Source organism: Parabacteroides sp. AF18-52 (genome assembly GCF_003479145.1).
In the GTDB taxonomy this organism is placed as follows: Bacteria; Bacteroidota; Bacteroidia; order Bacteroidales; family Tannerellaceae; genus Parabacteroides; species Parabacteroides faecis.
Map to the genome: position 1 here is coordinate 90231 of NZ_QUGR01000008.1, position 18294 is coordinate 108524.

At 38.8% G+C, this 18294-nt stretch carries 12 protein-coding genes; all 12 read left to right on the forward strand.

All coding sequences use genetic code 11. The features are described 5' to 3' along the window. Window positions 1-290: 290 nt before the first annotated feature. Window positions 291-1145, forward strand: coding sequence for a hypothetical protein (locus DWX23_RS14435; RefSeq protein ID WP_183672092.1), 855 nt, complete (start codon window positions 291-293; stop codon window positions 1143-1145). A 34-nt stretch (window positions 1146-1179) separates the two neighbouring features. Further along, window positions 1180-2067: a hypothetical protein gene (locus tag DWX23_RS14440; protein WP_122375112.1), complete on the forward strand. Its 888-nt coding sequence runs from the start codon at window positions 1180-1182 to the stop codon at window positions 2065-2067. Between the two features lie 3 nt (window positions 2068-2070). Beyond that, window positions 2071-3117 (forward strand): S-methyl-5-thioribose-1-phosphate isomerase, encoded by a 1047-nt coding sequence (mtnA, locus tag DWX23_RS14445; protein ID WP_122375003.1) that lies wholly within the window; start codon window positions 2071-2073, stop codon window positions 3115-3117. A gap of 840 nt (window positions 3118-3957) precedes the next feature. Next, entirely contained in the window at window positions 3958-5244 is a 1287-nt protein-coding gene (locus DWX23_RS14450) for an IPT/TIG domain-containing protein (protein ID WP_229801076.1), read from the forward strand. A 33-nt stretch (window positions 5245-5277) separates the two neighbouring features. Further along, the gene (locus DWX23_RS14455; RefSeq protein WP_122375005.1) at window positions 5278-8382 is read left to right on the forward strand and encodes a TonB-dependent receptor; all 3105 of its coding nucleotides are present in this window, start codon (window positions 5278-5280) and stop codon (window positions 8380-8382) included. Window positions 8383-8395: 13 nt separating this feature from the next. Then, complete coding sequence (locus DWX23_RS14460) at window positions 8396-10387, forward strand: RagB/SusD family nutrient uptake outer membrane protein (RefSeq protein WP_122375113.1); 1992 nt, start codon at window positions 8396-8398, stop codon at window positions 10385-10387. Window positions 10388-10401: 14 nt separating this feature from the next. Next, window positions 10402-11415, forward strand: coding sequence for a BT_3987 domain-containing protein (locus DWX23_RS14465; protein ID WP_122375006.1), 1014 nt, complete (start codon window positions 10402-10404; stop codon window positions 11413-11415). 110 nt (window positions 11416-11525) lie between these two features. Beyond that, entirely contained in the window at window positions 11526-13874 is a 2349-nt protein-coding gene (locus tag DWX23_RS14470; protein WP_122375007.1) for a hypothetical protein, read from the forward strand. After that, window positions 13874-15553: a DUF6057 family protein gene (locus tag DWX23_RS14475; protein ID WP_229801077.1), complete on the forward strand. Its 1680-nt coding sequence runs from the start codon at window positions 13874-13876 to the stop codon at window positions 15551-15553. The genes DWX23_RS14470 and DWX23_RS14475 overlap by 1 nt, the downstream gene beginning before the upstream one ends. Window positions 15554-15627: 74 nt before the next feature. After that, window positions 15628-16968, forward strand: coding sequence for a hypothetical protein (locus tag DWX23_RS14480; protein ID WP_233587615.1), 1341 nt, complete (start codon window positions 15628-15630; stop codon window positions 16966-16968). A gap of 162 nt (window positions 16969-17130) precedes the next feature. Then, window positions 17131-17322: a 30S ribosomal protein S21 gene (rpsU, locus tag DWX23_RS14485; RefSeq protein WP_122356288.1), complete on the forward strand. Its 192-nt coding sequence runs from the start codon at window positions 17131-17133 to the stop codon at window positions 17320-17322. 73 nt (window positions 17323-17395) lie between these two features. Further along, window positions 17396-18292, forward strand: coding sequence for a tyrosine recombinase XerC (xerC, locus tag DWX23_RS14490; protein ID WP_122356286.1), 897 nt, complete (start codon window positions 17396-17398; stop codon window positions 18290-18292). The last annotated feature ends 2 nt before the right edge of the window (window positions 18293-18294 follow it).

The following is an 18294-nucleotide window of genomic DNA, read 5'->3' on the forward strand; positions in this document are numbered from 1 at the left end:
TAAGTTGTGACATTTACTGAATATTTAATTTGCAAACAAAGAAGTTGGGGGAAGTATTGGAAGTGAAACCGCTGTTTGGGGTGTATTATTTGTTTTGCGATAAGTATATTTAGATAATATGTAATAGGGGTTTTTGTGCATTGAATGTCTTAAATATAAAGAATGTTACTGACGGGTAGCAGGGCAAGCCAATAAAGAAAAGTGCAGGTCGCATTCGTTTCTATGGCAGAAGGATAGGTAATTTTAAATAAAAATAATATATTTGTTGGACTTTACTTAATCGAATGATCATGAAAAGGATATTGTTTGTTTTGAGTGTAGTGGCTCTGTTTAGTTTGAGCTCCTGTTCTTCGTACTATTATTCTGTTTTGGAATCGAATGATACGATAGGTGAGAAGAATGGTAACAGAGATTTTGTCATAGAAAATGACAGTGTGTTTATTTCTTATTGTTTTTACGGTGAAGATGCACCTATATCTATAACTGTGTACAACAAGATGGATGAGCCACTGTTTGTGGACTGGCAACGTTCTGCCTTGATAATCGACGATGTGGCTACCAGTTATTATCAGGAAAAAGCACCTATTCAGGGGCAGACTGAATCCAGTTATTCCGGAGATGCATATAGATGGAACAGAAATTACAGCATAACAGATGGTTATTCCGCAGGTTCGTTTGCCGGGGAGATCGCATTGCCTAAAGGGGTAAGTTTTATTCCTCCGAAATCGAAAGTGGAATCTACACCTTTGAGGTTGTCGAATTTCCCATTCGACCGGATTCCGAAAGATCAGTATACCAGACAGAAATTTGCTAAGTCTAATTCCAGTGTGGTAACTGTAAGAGTGAAAAAATTTACAGAAGAAGATACTCCTTTGGCTTTCAGAAGTTATTTAAGTCTTTATACGGCAGATCAGGATAATGGAAAAAGAAAATACTCTACTTTTGAAAGTAGTTTTTATGTTTCCCAATTGATAAAGACCGGAAATGTATCACCGGCTTCTTTCGATGCAGGGAAAAAACAGGCCGGAGACTTTTTCTATGTACATAACGTGAAGGGGGCCGATGCCGGATTGATTGTCGGTGCTGTTGCTATCGGAGCTGCAGGTATTGTCATTGAATCGACGTTAACTCCTAATTCATATTGATTTGCCTGAAGGAGAGTTGAAAAAAATGGAGGATATGAGGAAGTGGATATTTTTAGTTTATGCATGTGGAATCCTGTTTGGGTTAAGCAGCTGTTCATCTTATTATTATTCGACACTGGCCTCTAATGACCGGTCCGGAAGTTATAATGTCAATAATGACTTTGTGATCGAGAATGATAGCGTGTGCATTATCTATAGTTTTTACGGAGAGGATGGTCCCGTTTCGGTTATTATTCAAAATAAGCTGGATGAGCCTTTATTTGTCGATTGGGAGCGTTCAGCTTTAATAGTAAACGGGAGAGCTACGAGTTACTGTAAGGACGCTGTTCCTATTGAAGGAGTTACCGAGTCTTCTTCATATGGGAGCACCTATAACTGGGATCGGCAGTACGGCTCGGTAAGCAGTCGTTCGCGTGGTACTTTCTCCGGAGAGATGCAGGTTCCTAAAGGGATCGAGTTTGTACCACCCCGTGCCCAGATCGAATCATCCGATCTGACATTGAATAAATTGGTTTTCGATATAATATCACGTGAAGAGCTGATCGACCAGCGTTTTGCAAAAGCGGACGGTAGTCATGCCCGTTTGAAAGCAAAAAAATTCAGGGAAAGTAATAGTCCTTTACAGTTAAGAAGTTTTCTTGCTTTTTTTACCGGAGGAGAAAATGGACGGGAACGTCATTATTCTTATTATGAGACTTCTTTCTATTTGTCAGAATTGGTAAAAGCGGGTAATCTGGCCCCCTCTAACTTTCAGGCCTGGCGGGATGAGTCCGGAAATTTTTTCTATAATTGCGATTATAGAAGTAGACGCATCGGATGGATTTGGGGGGCGGTGGCTTTGGGTGCTGCCGGATTGACTACCGTTATATTGCTGGCAACAAAAACACCGTCGCTTGATATGCCCGATATGCCTCATTTTTAACTTATGATGAAAAATATAACTGATTTGAAAACTGTCCGTCTCAGTGATGACCTGAATGCTGTCGTGATTCTGGACCAAACCCGGTTGCCTGCTGAAGAGTGTTATTTGGAGTTGTCTTCGGCAGAGGAAATATGGGATGCGATTTACAAGTTGAAAGTACGTGGTGCGCCTGCTATAGGAGTAGCTGCTGCTTATGGGATATATGTGTGCAGCAGACTGATTCAGGCCGGATCGTTTGATGAGTTTTATACGGAGTTTCACCGTATTAAGAATTATCTGGCAGGTGCTCGTCCTACGGCTGTCAATCTGGTCGCCGCTCTGGAGCGGATGGAGAAAGTTGTGCTGAATAATGTTTCGGCAACGGTGCCTGACCTGGTAGAGTTACTACATGGGGAGGCGATGGCCATTCGTGAGGAAGATGCAGCTGCATGTCGGCGTATCGGTGAATATGGCTTGTCGCTGTTGCGTCCGGGAATGGGGATTCTGACCCATTGTAATGCCGGACATCTGGCTGTTTCCGAATATGGGACGGCGCTGGCACCCATTTATCTGGGAGAGGAGAGAGGCTATGGCTTCAAGGTTTTTGCTGATGAAACCCGTCCGTTGCTGCAGGGAGCACGGCTCACTGCTTATGAATTGCATCGGGCTGGAGTAGACGTTACGCTTATCTGTGATAATATGGCTTCGTCTGTTATGCAGAAAGGGTGGGTGCAAGCTGTTCTTGTCGGTTGCGACCGGATCGCAGCTAATGGCGATGTTGCGAATAAGATTGGAACATCGGGTGTGGCTATACTTGCTCGTCATTATGGTATTCCTTTTTATGTTTTGGGACCTACTTCAACGATCGATATGCAATGTCCCGATGGGAAATCCATTGTTATTGAGGAGCGCGATCCTGATGAAATAACAAAAATGTGGTATATACATCGTATGGCACCAAAAGATGTAAAGACATTTAATCCGGCTTTTGATGTGACACCCTATGAATTAATTACTGCAATCATTACGGAAAAAGGTATTTTTAATCCGGTAGATGGAGGAATTGAGTAATAGTGGATAATTCAGTATGGCTATAAGTGGGAACGCAGTGTTTTCAATGCCTCCGCCAGTTTCTTTTTAGTAACCTATTTGTGTTATAGTCAGTGTCTTGTGGAATTTTGTTAAGCGATAGAAATGGAGTAGAAAAAGAGATCTGTTTTCTGTTGAATTCAAAGAAAAATATTCTTTATGTAGAATAAGAAGACATATAAGTCTTTAATTGAATTTGATAAAAGTAACCTATTAGAGTAGTAGTATATTAATCTGTTTCAGGTTGTCAACGCAAGTGTATTGTTGATAATTAAGCCTTGAAATTCTTCTTATTTGTAGTTCTGCCAGAACTATGTCCTCCGTGTGCAAATGTATGAACTAAATTTATAAAAAACAAAGCAATAAATGCAAATTTATTTGTTTTGTTTGCTGATTTGTGCGTTAAATTTTGTTGTACAGACGTGTTCCCGTGTTAGTAGAGATGTTTTGTATCCAATTCCTGGTATTTTAGATTAAACTTGCTTGAATCAGTCCACATTTATATTAAAAACATTCCAATTTAATAGCGTAAATTATTTATTCATTTTGATAATCAGAATGTGTGATAAGCAATCACCATAGTTCTGGCAGGACTCGATGCCAATGTGAAAAATTGAAAAACAAAATAGCCGGATAAAGTTTCTTCAATGTGAATGTATTGTTAACCTATTAAAAAAATGTCTATGAGTGGATAAAATTAAACCCGGATTATTGCAGTATGTAATACTGAAACAGAAAGTTATACCTAAATATCTAAAGTAATCAATTATGACAATTTATTTCAAACCCAAGAGATTTGTTACCAAGAATGTACCATCTCTTATGCTAAGTTGTTTACTTATCTTCATTTTTTCTTGTTCAGATGATAAGACGAAGACTAATGGAAGTGGACAACCCTATGATCCGAATACTCCTGTCAAACTGGAAACATTTTATCCCGATTCGGGAGGAATGGCAACCAAGATGATCATTAAAGGTACGAATTTCGGTACAGATCCGGAAGCGATAAAAGTATATTATAATACCAAAAAGGCGGCAGTTGTACGTGCCTCCGGTAATATGCTTTATGTAATTACTCCGAGGCAACCCGGAGCAGAATGTCAAATTTCTGTGGTTGTAGGAAAAGACTCTCTTACTTTTGAAAATACATTTTCTTATACAACACAAACTACTGTTTCTACTATAGCCGGAAAACCGGTGGGAGGTGATGATGGGCATGGAGAGATGATTGATGGAACATTGGCTGAGGCTTCCTTTGATCAACCCTGGTTCTTATGCGTGGATGCTGAGAAAAATATTTTTGTCAGCGAACGTCTTGGACATGCAGTTCGCCAGATTAATGAAGAAAAGAATGTAGTCAGTACATTGGTTAAGGGTTCAGGAAACTGTCCGTATCCTAATGCCTCTGCCACGGATGCAGAAGGCAAAACTGTTTTTGTAGCTTTAGACCAAGGTTCCCAGGGATTGATAGAGTTTGATCCTGAAACTCAGTGGGCCCCTAAAAGAATTAAACCCAGGGCTAAGGAAGGTACTCCTGCGTTTACACTGGACTGGATGCATTCGGTCGCTCCTAATATAAATGACGGGTTAATCTATACACGTGCTTATAACGGGCAACTGGTTCGCTTTGACCCGAGAACAAAATCTGCAGAAAAGTTGGACGAAGGCTTGTTGAGTAGTTCCGATAGCTTTGTTAGTTTTGATACCCTTGAACCTGATATGTTGTATATCTGCTATTCGGCTAAACATTGTATATATAGTTATAACATCAAAACAAAAGAACATGAACTTTATGCCGGTGTTCAAAATGAAAAGGGATGGCAGGATGGAGAACGGGAAGATGCCATGTTTAATGATCCGAAACAAATCTGCTTTGATGAAGACGGGGTGATGTATATCGCTGATGCCGGAAATCATGTAATAAGAAAAATCACACGTGATGGTGTGGTAAGTACTGTCATTGGTATTGCCGGTGTAAAAGGATATGTGGATGGTTCACCGGAAGATGCTTTATTTCAATATCCTACAGGGGTGGCTATCGACAAAGAGGGTACTATTTATGTCGGCGATGCAAGGAATAATTGTGTTCGTAAATTGGCTATAGAATAATCTAATAATTAAAACAAGTTTAAAATTGATGATATGAAAAAACTCTTCATCATACATATGTTGCTATGGTGTGCTATGGTTATGGTCGCACAGAAGCAAACATTTACGATACAAGGAACAATTATTGATCCGTCATTCAATAATGAACCGCTATCCGGGGTGAATGTCTATTTGAAAGATCGTCCGGGTGTTGGTACGGCTTCGGATATAGACGGTAAATTTTTTGTAAAGGCCAGCAAAGGAGATGTGATTGTTTTTACCTATCTGGGATATGATAATTTTGAATATCAGGTAGTAAAAGATGAAAAGAATCTGGTTGTCAAAATGGTGACTTCATCGGTTCAGTTGGAGGAGGCCGTTGTTACTGCCATGGGGAGTAAGCAACGAAAAATTAGTGTGCTTAGTGCTGTTTCAACTGTCGATACAAAAGATTTGCAAGTACCGTCTACTTCAATCAACAACATGCTGGGAGGTAGAGTTGCCGGAGTTATATCTTTACAAAGTAGTGGAGAACCAGGCAAAAATATATCGGAATTCTGGGTTCGTGGTATGAGTACTTTCGGTGCTAACAGTAGTGCTTTGGTACTTATTGATGGGTTGGAAGGCGATTTGAGTCATATAGAACCTGCTGATATTGAAAGTTTTTCTATTCTAAAGGATGCCTCTGCAACAGCAGTGTATGGGGTTAGAGGTGCTAATGGGGTTGTATTGGTGACAACCAAACGTGGAACGGTGGACCGTTTGAGAATTACAGCACGTGCAAATTTAACGGTATCTACATTGAAGCGCTTACCAGAATACTTGGGAGCTTATGATTATGCAAAATTAGCCAATGAAGCCCGGGTAGTATCAGGGTCTACTCCATTATATTCACCGATGGAAATGGATTTGATCAAATACCAACTTGATCCGGATTTATATCCTGACGTAAATTGGCAGAATGAGGTATTGAATAAGACTTCTTTACAGCAAACTTATTATATCAATGCACAAGGAGGAGGTAGTATTGCCCGTTATTTCATTAGTTTGGGAATGTCCGATGAAGGCGCAGCCTATAAACAGGATAAGAATAGTAAATATAAGGCCGGTTCCGGATATAATACATATAATTATAGAACAAATCTGGATGTTAATGTGACAAAAACAACCCAGGTCTATTTGGGACTTGACGGAACTTTGACTTCCAAAAAAGAACCGGGTATGGCGAATACCGATTATTTGTGGTATGCGCAAGCTGCTCTGACTCCGCTTACGATTCCTACTAAATATTCTAATGGTATGTTACCGGCTTATGGAACAGGTAGCCAGTACTCTCCTTATGTGATGTTGAACCATACGGGGATGAAAACATCTGAGACTTACTCCAATATGGTGACGCTTGCTTTAACTCAGGATTTTTCACCGATATTGAAGGGGTTGAAAGTGAAAATACAGGGTGCTTTAAATAATAAGAGTTACTATGATGAAACACGTTATGTTTTGCCCGATATGTATTATGCAGTGGGGCGTTCCACCGACGGGGAGTTAAAACTGGTAAAGAAAATCAATTCCGAAGCGGCTATGTTTGGTAATTATCAGAGACAATGGCGCAAATACCATTTTGAAGCGAATGTGAATTATGAAAATATGATCGGTGACGATCATCGTTTTACTGGGTTACTCTACTACTATATGAGTGATGAGAAAGACACATACAATGTAAACACAAGCATGGATGCGATACCTAAAAGGTATCAAGGGTTGTCCGGACGTGTGACATATGGTTTTAAAGATACCTATTTCGTTGATGCTAACTTTGGTTATACCGGCTCTGAAAATTTCCGTCCGGGACAACAATTCGGTTTCTTTCCTTCCGGTGCGGTCGGATGGGTTCCGACAAACTATGATTTTATGAAAAAAACTTTGCCTTGGTTGAACTTCCTGAAATTCAGATTCTCTTACGGGCAAGTAGGTAACGACCGTATTTCAGATAAACGATTTCCTTATTTGACTATTATCAATTCGACAGCCAATACAGGGTGGGGAAGTCGTTACTCCTGGGGGGTAAACGAGTCGATTGTCGGTGCGGATAATCTGGCTTGGGAAAAATCAACCAAAGCAGACTTAGGTATTGAAGGTCGTTTGTTTGATGAACGTGTGAATTTTGTTGTGGACTTCTTTAATGACCAACGCGAAGGTATTTTCCAACAGCGTACCCAGGTTCCTGATTTTGCGGGCATTATAACGATGCCTTTTGGTAATGTCGGACGTATGAGAAGTTATGGATCTGATGGGAATATTTCTTATACACAAACGTTTGGTAAGGACTTTACTTTTACGGTTCGTGGAAACTTTACCTATTCAACAAATGATGTTCAAGATTGGGAGCAGGCATATCCTAAATACGAATATCAACGTATTGCCGGTAATCCATTGAATATACAGAGAGGGTATATTGCTTTAGGGTTATTCAAGGATGATCAGGATGTGGCAAGTAGTCCTGCCCAGTTCGGTACGGTTCGCCCGGGTGATATCAAATATAAAGATGTTAATGGAGATGGAAAAATAACGACAGACGATAAAGTGCCGTTATCTTTTTCTGATTATCCACGTTTGATGTATGGTTTTGGGGGTGAGTTTAGGTATAAAAATCTGACCTTATCGGTGTTATTTAAAGGAACTGGTAATACGGACTATTATAAAGCAGGTTTACCTGACGGATATGGTAATTATGATGTATATGAAATGGGATATATACCGTTCCATAAAGCCGTGGTGGGTAATGTTCCGGCATTGGCTGGTATCCAGGGAAACCGATGGACTCCAGCCTGGTATTCGGGAGATCCGTCTACAGAAAATCCGGATGCTATGTTTCCTCGTCTGACCTATGGAAAGAATGAGAATAATACACAAGTTTCGACTTTCTGGAAAGGTAATTCCAAATATTTGCGTTTACAGGAAATAAGTCTGACCTATAACCTGAAGTCTTTAGGCTGGTTGAATAATGTCGGGATTTCTTCCGTAGACCTGCAATTGGTCGGGTATAATCTTTGTGTCTGGGATAAAGTAAAGACGGTAGATCCGGAACAAGCTGGTAAAAACGGGAATGTTTATCCCATACCGGCCAGATATGCGATACAAATGTATGTTAATTTCTAAAAAAAAACAGGATATGAGATATTTAAGATATTTGAAACATTTAATCATTGCTGCTTTTATTGCTTTGTATTGTTCTATGAGCTCGTGTAACTATCTGAATGTAGATGATTATTTTATGGATACATTGGGATATGATTCGATCTTTCATAATAAGTTGAATTTGCAACAATATTTATGGGGTACAGCAGCTTTTTTTTATGATGAAGGGGCTATTTGGGGGAGTACGTATACGCCGGGAGTTGTCGCTTCGGATGAAGCTTTTGTTATGTGGGACCATGACGAGTATCCGGGCACGCAGTTTGTTTTGGGAAATATAAATCCGGACAATCTGATGAGTATGAATGTCTGGCCTCAAATGTATAAGATTATACGGAAAACTAATCTTATTTTTCAACGAATAGATGAGTGTAAAGATCTTACGACTTTAGAAGAGCGTGAAATATTGGGGTATGCTCATTTTATGCGTGCTTATGCTTATTATCATATACTGATGAATTTTGGTCCGGTAGTTTTGATAGGTGATGAAACACTGGAAACGAATGAGAAGCCGGAGTATTACAATCGGGAAAGAGCGACCTATGATGAGTCGGTCGATTATATTTGTGACGAGTTGGAGTTGGCTGCGAAATATATACCTTTAACTGTCTCTATGGGACAATTCGGTCGTCCTACTCGTGGAGCGGCATACGGTTTGATTGCACGTCTGCGTTTACAGCAGGCAAGTCCTTTGTTTAATGGTGGCGCAGCGGCTAAAACGCATTTCGCATCCTGGAAACGTTCGGTCGATGGAGTTGATTATGTCTCACAACAATATGACGAAAATAAATGGGCGATTGCTGCAGCTGCAGCAAAACGCGTGATAGATATGGGAGTCTATGAGTTGTATACGGTAAAACGCGATTCAACGACCATGCCGTTACCTAAGAATGTCCCTTCGGGAGATTTTCCCAATGGAGCCGGAAATATCGATCCTTTCAAATCGTATAGCGATATGTTTACGGGAGAAGCTTTGTCACAGAAAAATACAGAGTTTGTATGGGGACGTACTTCCAGTAATGTAAGAGAATATACCCGGCATGCATTTCCTATTGATAATTTAGGTGGATGGAACGGCATGGCTGTGCCTCAAAAAATTGTAGATGCGTATTATATGGTAGACGGTCGTGATATCAACGACTCGAGTGAAGAGTACCCCTATTCGGAAGTCGGATTTTCCAGTGAGAAGCAATCTTTCTCCGGTTACCAGTTGAATAATGGTGTGTATAATATGTATCTGAATAGGGAAATGCGTTTTTATGCCTCTATCGGTTTTTGTGAATGTTTTTGGCCTTGTCTTTCAACGAGTGAGAGTGGTCGTAGAAATCAGACGATCACCTATTTTAAGGGTGGAAATTCAGGAAAAGACCGTACCAACTCAGATATTCGAAACTATCCGATTACTGGTTATGTAATAAAGAAGTATATCCACAAAGATGATGCCTGGGCGGGAAATGATGCGGAGAGACTGGAAAAACCTTTCCCCATAATTCGTTATGCAGAAATTCTTATTTCTTATGTGGAGGCACTTAACAACCTGACGGGAGGACATACTATTACGGATGCTGACGGAAACAGCCGGACATTTACCAGAGATGAGAATGAAATGGCTAAATATTTTAATATGATTCGTTATCGTGCCGGGCTTCCGGGTTTGACATCAGCTGAATTATCATCCCGCGATCAAATGTTCGATCTGATAGTACGGGAAAGAATGATCGAGTTCTTGCATGAGAATCGTCGTTTCTATGATGTACGTCGCTGGGGAATTTATGAAGAGGTCGATAAAGATCCTATTGTCGGGATGGACACGGAATCGCGTAAAGACAGTTATTATGAACGTACAGTTGTAAATCATCCGATTGCCAGAAACCGTAAGGTCGAAAGAAAAATGATCTGGTTGCCTATTAGCCGTCAGGAAATAAGAAAAGTGCCGAAAATGGATCAAAATCCGGGATGGGATAATTAATAATAATAAAATATATGGATATGATAAATAAGGTAATATATAGAATAACAGCATGTTTGTTCTTTGTCGGACTTATCGCTTGTAACCAGAGTAATATGTTTCAGGAAGAACAATATAAAAAAGTGCTTTATGTGCTAAGTGATGATAATATGGCTTTTCAGGTCCTTCACTCACTGAATGAAACAGAAAGCACTGGTTATTTGACTCTTTATGCTGGAGGTACACTGGATATAGACCAGGATGTGACGTTTACGTTGGAACCTGATGAAGAATTGCTGGATGAATATAATTTGTTGAACTATGACTTGGATACGGACAAGTATGCGAAAAGATTGTCTCCGTCTAAATATACGATCGATTCATATTCAGTAACGATGAGGCGGGGAGGAGAAATGCCTTATGCTTTATTGCCTATTAAGATACGTCCGCAAGGACTTTCCCCGGATTCTTTGTATATGATACCATTGAAGTTGACGAGCGTTTCTGCTTATGAAATTAATCCGAAGAAAAATCGTGTGCTTTATCAGGTAGTTCTGGAGAATGATTATGCTTCGGAAAAGGATAATACGTTAATGTCGATGAGAGGAACTCGCCAGATAGGCGACGGGACTGTTTCTAAAATTGCTGCAAATAAACGTATGTATCCTTTAAGCAAGCAGGAAGTAAGGATTAATGCCGGTATGGAAAACAGTGGAAATAAAGCTGATCTGGAGTTGATCAATAAATATAGTATTATTGTAAAGATTGGTGAAGAAAGAACATTGACTTATAATGGTGTCTCTTATTATCCATTGACAGTATATCCTTATAAGAAAGAAAATATACAGGTTGAAATGTTGGGAAGTGAAGACGATAAAGAAGTATTGACTGTCGCTGAATCGAACCGATATGGTGAAGAATTGGGAATAATGAGATTCCATATTTCTTATCGATATCGTACTTTGGTTTCTCCTGCCTCGGAAGATCAGGAGGCGGAATGGAGTGATTGGGTCGTTGTTACTGAAAATATGAAACAGTTAGCAAAGTAGTATACTGGTTCTTCTTTGTAGGTCCAAAAAAGCAGGAAACAATCGTTTTTGGCTTTTTTGGACCTCTTATAAAGTATCATGAAGGAATGATGAAAAATATCAGTTGATTTATGAAACCCTTATTTATGATTATAGTTTGTGTCCTGTTGAATGGAATGATGTCGTTTCGTTTATTTCAGGAAAAAACAACAAGTGAACAGATTCTTTCCTTTTTTGATAATCTCCGGATGGTTCAACAGGAAAAGTTGTATTTACATTTGGATAAGCCCTATTATGCCGGGGGAGAACAGATTTGGTTTAAGGGATATCTGGTAAACTCGTCTACCCATAAACCGGATATGCCGGATAACTTTATTTATGTGGAATTAGTTAATCAGGATAATAAAATTATTCGCAGGCAAAAAGTGAAGAAAAATGAAGGAGGGTTTTGGGGAAATTTGTCATTGCCTTTGGATCTTCCTGTAGGCGAATATACATTGAGAGGATATACTAATTGGATGCGTAATACTGATTCCGGTTTTTTCTTTCAGAAAAATATTCCGGTAGCCAATGTATTGGATAGGTCTGATTCTGTAGATTTCAATAAGGAAGATATAGGGGAAAATGATTTTAGTGTTTCCTTCTTTCCCGAGGGAGGACATTTATTAATTGGATATCGTCAGCAAATAGCTTATAAATGTCAGCGCTCGGATGGCTATAGTGGAGTGATGAAAGGATATATAGTTAATCAGTTAGGGGATACGCTCACACAATTAGAGAGTGAACATGATGGTATGGGAGCTTTTTCTTTTTTTCCGGAGAAAGATAATTCATATTATGCATTAGTCCGTTCTCCCGGATGCGCAGAAAAAAAGATACAATTGCCACAAGCGGAAGATTCTGGTATTACATTGTCATTAAATCAGTCGGCAGGAAAAATACGTTATCGTATCTTTTCGTCTCTGCCTGCAAGTAAGCAATCGGATTCGTTATATTTGATCGGCCATACAAGAGAATCACTTCGCTTTTTGTTACCGGTGAGTAATGATAACTATACGGGGGTTATCAATTCCTCTTATTTCCCGGATGGTATTTCTCATTTTCTGTTGATGGATCAGATCGGGAATAAATTGAGTGAGCGGTTGATATTTAATTATCCGGAAAAGAACAGTTGTTGGACTTTACAAACTGATAAGAAAAAATATGATCGTCGGGAAAAAATAAAAGTAAATATCAAGTTAGATACTGAGTCGGAATCATCAGTGAAAGGGTTCTTTTCCTTAAGTATTACGGATAATAATTCGGTTTTTATGGATTCGCTATCGGGTAATATTTATTCCGAACTATTGCTTGTATCGGATTTGAAAGGGTTTATAGAGAATCCTGGATGGTATTTTAAAGAGAAGTCCAGAAAGGCTATAAGGGGGCTGGATTTATTGATGTTGACGCATGGATGGAGTCGTTTTGAAGTCAACCCTTTTACCGAACAATCACATGTGCCCGCTTATTTCGTGGAGAAAGGACAGTATATAAGTGGGAGAATTTTGAACTTTTGGGGTAAAGAGGCGAAAGAGGCGGCAATAGTTGCCGTTGATCCGGTAAATAATCTGGTCAGGTCTTTGGAGTCGGATGAAAAAGGCTGTTTCCTGCTGGATGGAATTGATTATTGCGACTCGACAACTTTTGTAATACAGGCCCGTAGCAAAAAAGGCCTGGCTGTTGTCGATATAAAGATGGACGAAGAAACTATTCCGGTTGTAAAAAATAAAAATTTATTTCCTGATTCATTGTTTGTTTTTAATCCGCATTATTTATCCTCTGCAATAGATGCCGGTGGTATGCGTGTAATCAATCTGGAAGATGTTGTCATTGAAGGTAAACGGAGCCAGACAGCTAAAGAGAAGGCCGAACGTGTGTGGGCTGATTATTCGATGACAGAAGAGATGCTAGGAAAGTCTGTATCCAGAACTGCAAAAGATTTATTCAGAAATGCTATGGGAGCAGCAGATATAAGTGATCCGTTAGTAGTGATTGATGGGATGTGTTGTTGGGATGATAATTATATATTGGAAACGATTTATCCGGATGACATGAAAAGCTTTGATGTATTTAAGGACCAGAAGCGATGTAAATATGGTTCTGTTAGTAAGTCGACTCCTGCCGTGGTGATTACATTGAAGCCGGAAGCGATGAGCCGTAAAAGAAAGGGGGTTGCTTTATTTCATTCGCTTGGATATGTGAAGCCGGATCAATTCTACCATCCGGTATATGATATGCCTGATGAAAAACAGTTGGAAAAAATGGATGTACGTAGTACGATTTATTGGAATCCAACTTTGGAAATAGACTCACAGGAAGGTGCAAATGTGGAATTTTATGCTTCGGATATCCCTGCATCATATCATGTTGTAATTGAAGGTGTGGATGAAAGTGGGCAGTTGTATCGGTATTCAGGTGATTTATTGAAAATTGTAGAATGATGAGTAAATTGTTGTATATAAGTCTGTTTATTCTTCTAGTTCTGTTATTACAGGTTGGATATAGTTATCATTTTTTCTATATCGAACAGTTTCAGTTGTTTATGTTTTCGGAAGATTATCTGTTTGAAACGATTTTTCATCCTGGAGGCTTATCCATATATCTAGGAGAGTTTTTTGTACAATTTTTTTATTATCCTCTGGTTGGCGAGATTATTACAGCATTTTTATTAGTATGTGCAGCCGGATTAGTGAAAAAATCCAGATCTTTCAATAATACATGTTTTTTACCGGAAGGTCTTATTCTCCTGTTTTTACTGATTGATATTCTTGATTTTAATTTTCTTTATGCAGGGATAGTTGCTTATTTGTTTTGTGTAATTTTTCTGCTGGCTTACCAGCGTATTCGGAAAGATATCGTACGTATCCTGACCGGATGTCTGATGAGCTGCTTGTTATATCTGATAGCCGGATCGGTATTTGTCGTTTTTGCAGTCTCATTATTGATGCTGGAAATAAATGTATATAGAATAAAAAAAAGCATGCTTCTTATGCCTTTGGTTTTCATGATTCTGCTGGTGTTTTATCTGGATCATGCCGGGTATCTGTATTATTCGGAGATTATATGTTTTGCAGATGGGATATATGCATTGAAAGGAGGGGCAGGCTGGGTTATCTATGCTCCGTGGTTTTTATTGGCTTTCAGTCCGTTTCTGAGTTCATATTCGGATTTTATTTTTAGCATGATAAAAAATAAATATGGGAAGGTTGGCATGCAGGTGGTTCTATTGTTCCTCTGCGGTGTTTTTTTATTGTCCGAATATGATGACAGGAAATCTTTGCCGGTGAAAAAATATGCTTATTATGCAGCTCATAAAAAGTGGGAAAAGATATTACATAGTTGTAAGATACAGCCTCCTGCGGATTTATTGTGTCTTAATTATCAGAATTTAGCTTTGGCTGAACAGGGTATTTTGGCAGACTCCTTACTGATGTATACACAACAGGGGAGTAAAGGACTGTTTGTTGACTGGAATATGACTCCTTTTGTATCTATGACACTACAACAGATATGTTATTGCTATGGAGATATAGCATCGGCTCGAAAATATGCTTTTGAATGTAATGTCTGCGCACGATCTGTCGGATATCCACTGGCATTGAAAATGTTAGTCGTATGTAATCGGGAAGAAGGAGAATGTGCCGTTGTGGATAAATATCTTTCTTATTTGCATAAAACGTGGGTCTATCGAGATTGGGAGGTGGACACTCTTAGCTTGAGACCGATTGAATCTCGGGTTGATAATTTTGTATATCGCCAGAATATGGATCAGTTGGCTTACGATAACGTCTATGATAAGAAATTGGCTGATTTTGTTTTATGTTCATATTTACTGGATAAAAACTTGAATGAGTTTTTGAAAGCATTTTACTATTTTTATAAAAATGAAAAAAATATTCCGGTTATTTATCAAGAGGCAATTCTTATAGGAGCGCGTAGTAATCTTCAAATACTCGATTATTTCTCGATACCGGATGCCTTGAAGGAACGTTTTCTGGCTTATCAATCTTTTTGTAAGGCAAATAGATCGAAGATATCTGTATCCGGAAAAGAAAGTAGAAACGTTTGTTATACAAAGAGTTATTGGTATTATTATGATTTTAATCCGGTTCGGTTATGATTAAATATTTATTATTTTGTTGGTATGTAATTCTGTTTTTATCTTGTGGTGGGGAAGAACGACCAAGCTATGCAATGAGGGAACTTATATTTCCGGATTATAGAGATGTTACAATACCGGTTAATATAGCACCGTTATCTTTTTACGTGAATCTGCCGGAAATGGATAAAGATGTCCGGATATTATTACGTACGCAAACCTGTGAGTTAGTCCGTCAGGGTAAAGAGATTTATTTCTCCTCACATGAATGGAGAGAATTAGTAATGTCGGATAGTGTACTGAATGTTTGGGTTCAGAAAAAGACCGATCGTCTGTGGAATAATGTTGATTCTTTTAAGATTTATGTATCCGCTGATCCGATAGATCCTTATCTTTCTTATCGCCTGATAGAACCGGGATATGAAGTGTGGGGAAATATGGGTATCTATCAACGTTGTTTGGCTAATTATGAAGAAAATGCTATTTTTGAAAATTCAGGTGTAAAAGAGACTTGCGTGAATTGCCATACGACGAATCAGGGAAACCCGGAAGAATATATATTTCACCAACGTTCTAAGTCGGCAGGAACTATCTTGGTTAAAGATGGTGTTGTTAGCAAATTGAATACGGATTATTCTGAAAAAATAAAAGTATTAGTTTATCCATCCTGGCATCCTTCGGGGAAATATATTGCTTTTTCTGTAAATAAGACAGTACAGACGGTACATTCACAGCATAGGAACCGTATTGAGGTGATGGACCTGCACTCTGATATCGTGATCTTGGATGTACAAAAAAATATACTTTTAACCAGTTCTCAATTATCGTCGGCTGATGCCTATGAGACTTTTCCTTGTTTTTCTTCCGATGGAAAAAAGTTGTACTTTTGTTCAGCTCCAGCGATATCGTTACCGGATTCATTTAATTTCGTGCAATACAATTTATGCAGTCTGGATGTGGATTTGGAAAAGGGTGTCTTGGGAAGTAGAATAGATACGGTGATACGGGTAGACACACTAAATGCCAGCCTCTCTTTTCCTAAAATTTCACCGTCCGGGCGTTTTATGCTGTATACACGGCATGCTTACGGTAATTTCTCTATCTGGCACAGAGATGCGGATTTATGCATGTATGATTTACAATCCCAAAGAGAAATAGATATATCTGTCTTGAATTCGGAAGAGGCGGAAAGTTTCCATTCCTGGTCGTCGGAAGGACATTGGATTGTTTTTAGCAGCCGTCGGATGACAGGACTTTTTACTTGTTTATATCTAGCTCATATTGATTCTTTAGGACATGCAGGAAAGCCATTTTTATTACCGCAAAAAAGTAATGATTCTTATTTTTTTCAATATAAGTCTTATAATGTACCCGAATTTATGAAAGGGATGGTTCGAACAAACAGGAAGGAGTTGGAGATGGCTATAAGGAGATGATGTGCATAACTGCTACGAAGAGTTTCATAGCGGATCTGGTTTTAGCTTCTTTTGTGGAGGCTTCGTGAAAATAAATTCCCGAAAGTTTTGCTAATAACGAAAGAATCAGTAATTTTGCTGCCCATTTTGAGGATATAATTAAAAACAATAAATAATTAAATTATGATCGTAGTTCCATTGAAAGAAGGCGAAAACATCGAGAAAGCGCTTAAGAAATTTAAAAGAAAGTTCGAAAAAACAGGAGTAGTAAAAGAACTGAGAAGTCGTCAGGCTTTCATAAAGCCTTCTGTTGAAAAGAGAAAACAAACTATGCGTGCAGTTTACGTTCAGCAATTGCAGCAGGTAGAAGAATAAAATATCCTGCCAGGCTTGTTTTATTGAATTCTTATTCCTATTTTCGTTGCATAAAAGTTGATGCAACGCAGATATGTTGATAGATTCATTTTTAGATTATCTTCGGTATGAGAGGAACTATTCCAATTATACGATAGAGGCTTATTCGAAAGATTTGCGTCAGTTCGAAGAGTATGTAAAAGTGAATAAGGATAACAGATTTGCTCCGGATGAAGTCGATGCGGATTTAGTTAGATGTTGGATCGTTTCTTTAATGGACGATAAGATGTCTCCTGTGTCGGTCAATCGGAAATTAAGTTCTTTGAAGTCTTTTTTTAAATTCCTTATGAAGCAGGGAAGCATCTCTGTTAATCCATTAAGGTTAATAACCGGACCGAAGACAAAGAAGCCGTTGCCTTATTTCGTCAGAGATAAAGAAATGGAATTGTTGTTGGATGGTGATGGGTTTGATGAGGATTTTGAGGGTGTAAGGGATCGTCTGATACTTGAAATGCTATATGATACAGGTATTCGTCGTTCGGAATTAACCGGAATTTGTGATTCTGATGTTGATTGTGATACGATGCAAGTGCGTGTAACAGGTAAACGTAACAAGCAGCGACTGATTCCATTTGCAGAAGGATTAAAAAACTTAATACAGGCATACACTGAAGTTCGAAATCGTGAAGTTGGTTCGGAGAGCGGATGGTTTTTTGTAAGAAAAAACGGGGAACAACTATCGGCAGGCATCGTCTATAATATAGTAAAGAAGAAATTGTCGGAGATCCCAACATTGGCGAAACGTAGCCCTCATGTATTGAGACATTCGTTTGCAACAAGTATGTTGAATAATGGAGCAGAGCTGAATGCTGTGAAAGAACTGTTAGGACACAGTAGTTTGGCTTCAACCAGCGTTTACACACATACAACCTTTGAGGAATTAAAAAAAGTGTATCATGCTCATCCAAGAGCTAAAAAAGAAGGAGGTTAATT

Excerpts from the sequence above, each read along its gene's own strand:
- DWX23_RS14435 (WP_183672092.1), top strand. The coding sequence starts at position 291 with ATGAAAAGGATATTGTTTGTTTTGAGTGTAGTGGCTCTGTTTAGTTTG.
- DWX23_RS14440 (WP_122375112.1), top strand. The coding sequence starts at position 1,180 with ATGAGGAAGTGGATATTTTTAGTTTATGCATGTGGAATCCTGTTTGGG.
- mtnA (WP_122375003.1), top strand. The coding sequence starts at position 2,071 with ATGATGAAAAATATAACTGATTTGAAAACTGTCCGTCTCAGTGATGAC.
- DWX23_RS14450 (WP_229801076.1), top strand. The coding sequence starts at position 3,958 with ATGCTAAGTTGTTTACTTATCTTCATTTTTTCTTGTTCAGATGATAAG.
- DWX23_RS14455 (WP_122375005.1), top strand. The coding sequence starts at position 5,278 with ATGAAAAAACTCTTCATCATACATATGTTGCTATGGTGTGCTATGGTT.
- DWX23_RS14460 (WP_122375113.1), top strand. The coding sequence starts at position 8,396 with ATGAGATATTTAAGATATTTGAAACATTTAATCATTGCTGCTTTTATT.
- DWX23_RS14465 (WP_122375006.1), top strand. The coding sequence starts at position 10,402 with ATGGATATGATAAATAAGGTAATATATAGAATAACAGCATGTTTGTTC.
- DWX23_RS14470 (WP_122375007.1), top strand. The coding sequence starts at position 11,526 with ATGAAACCCTTATTTATGATTATAGTTTGTGTCCTGTTGAATGGAATG.
- DWX23_RS14475 (WP_229801077.1), top strand. The coding sequence starts at position 13,874 with ATGAGTAAATTGTTGTATATAAGTCTGTTTATTCTTCTAGTTCTGTTA.
- DWX23_RS14480 (WP_233587615.1), top strand. The coding sequence starts at position 15,628 with ATGAGGGAACTTATATTTCCGGATTATAGAGATGTTACAATACCGGTT.
- rpsU (WP_122356288.1), top strand. The coding sequence starts at position 17,131 with ATGATCGTAGTTCCATTGAAAGAAGGCGAAAACATCGAGAAAGCGCTT.
- xerC (WP_122356286.1), top strand. The coding sequence starts at position 17,396 with ATGTTGATAGATTCATTTTTAGATTATCTTCGGTATGAGAGGAACTAT.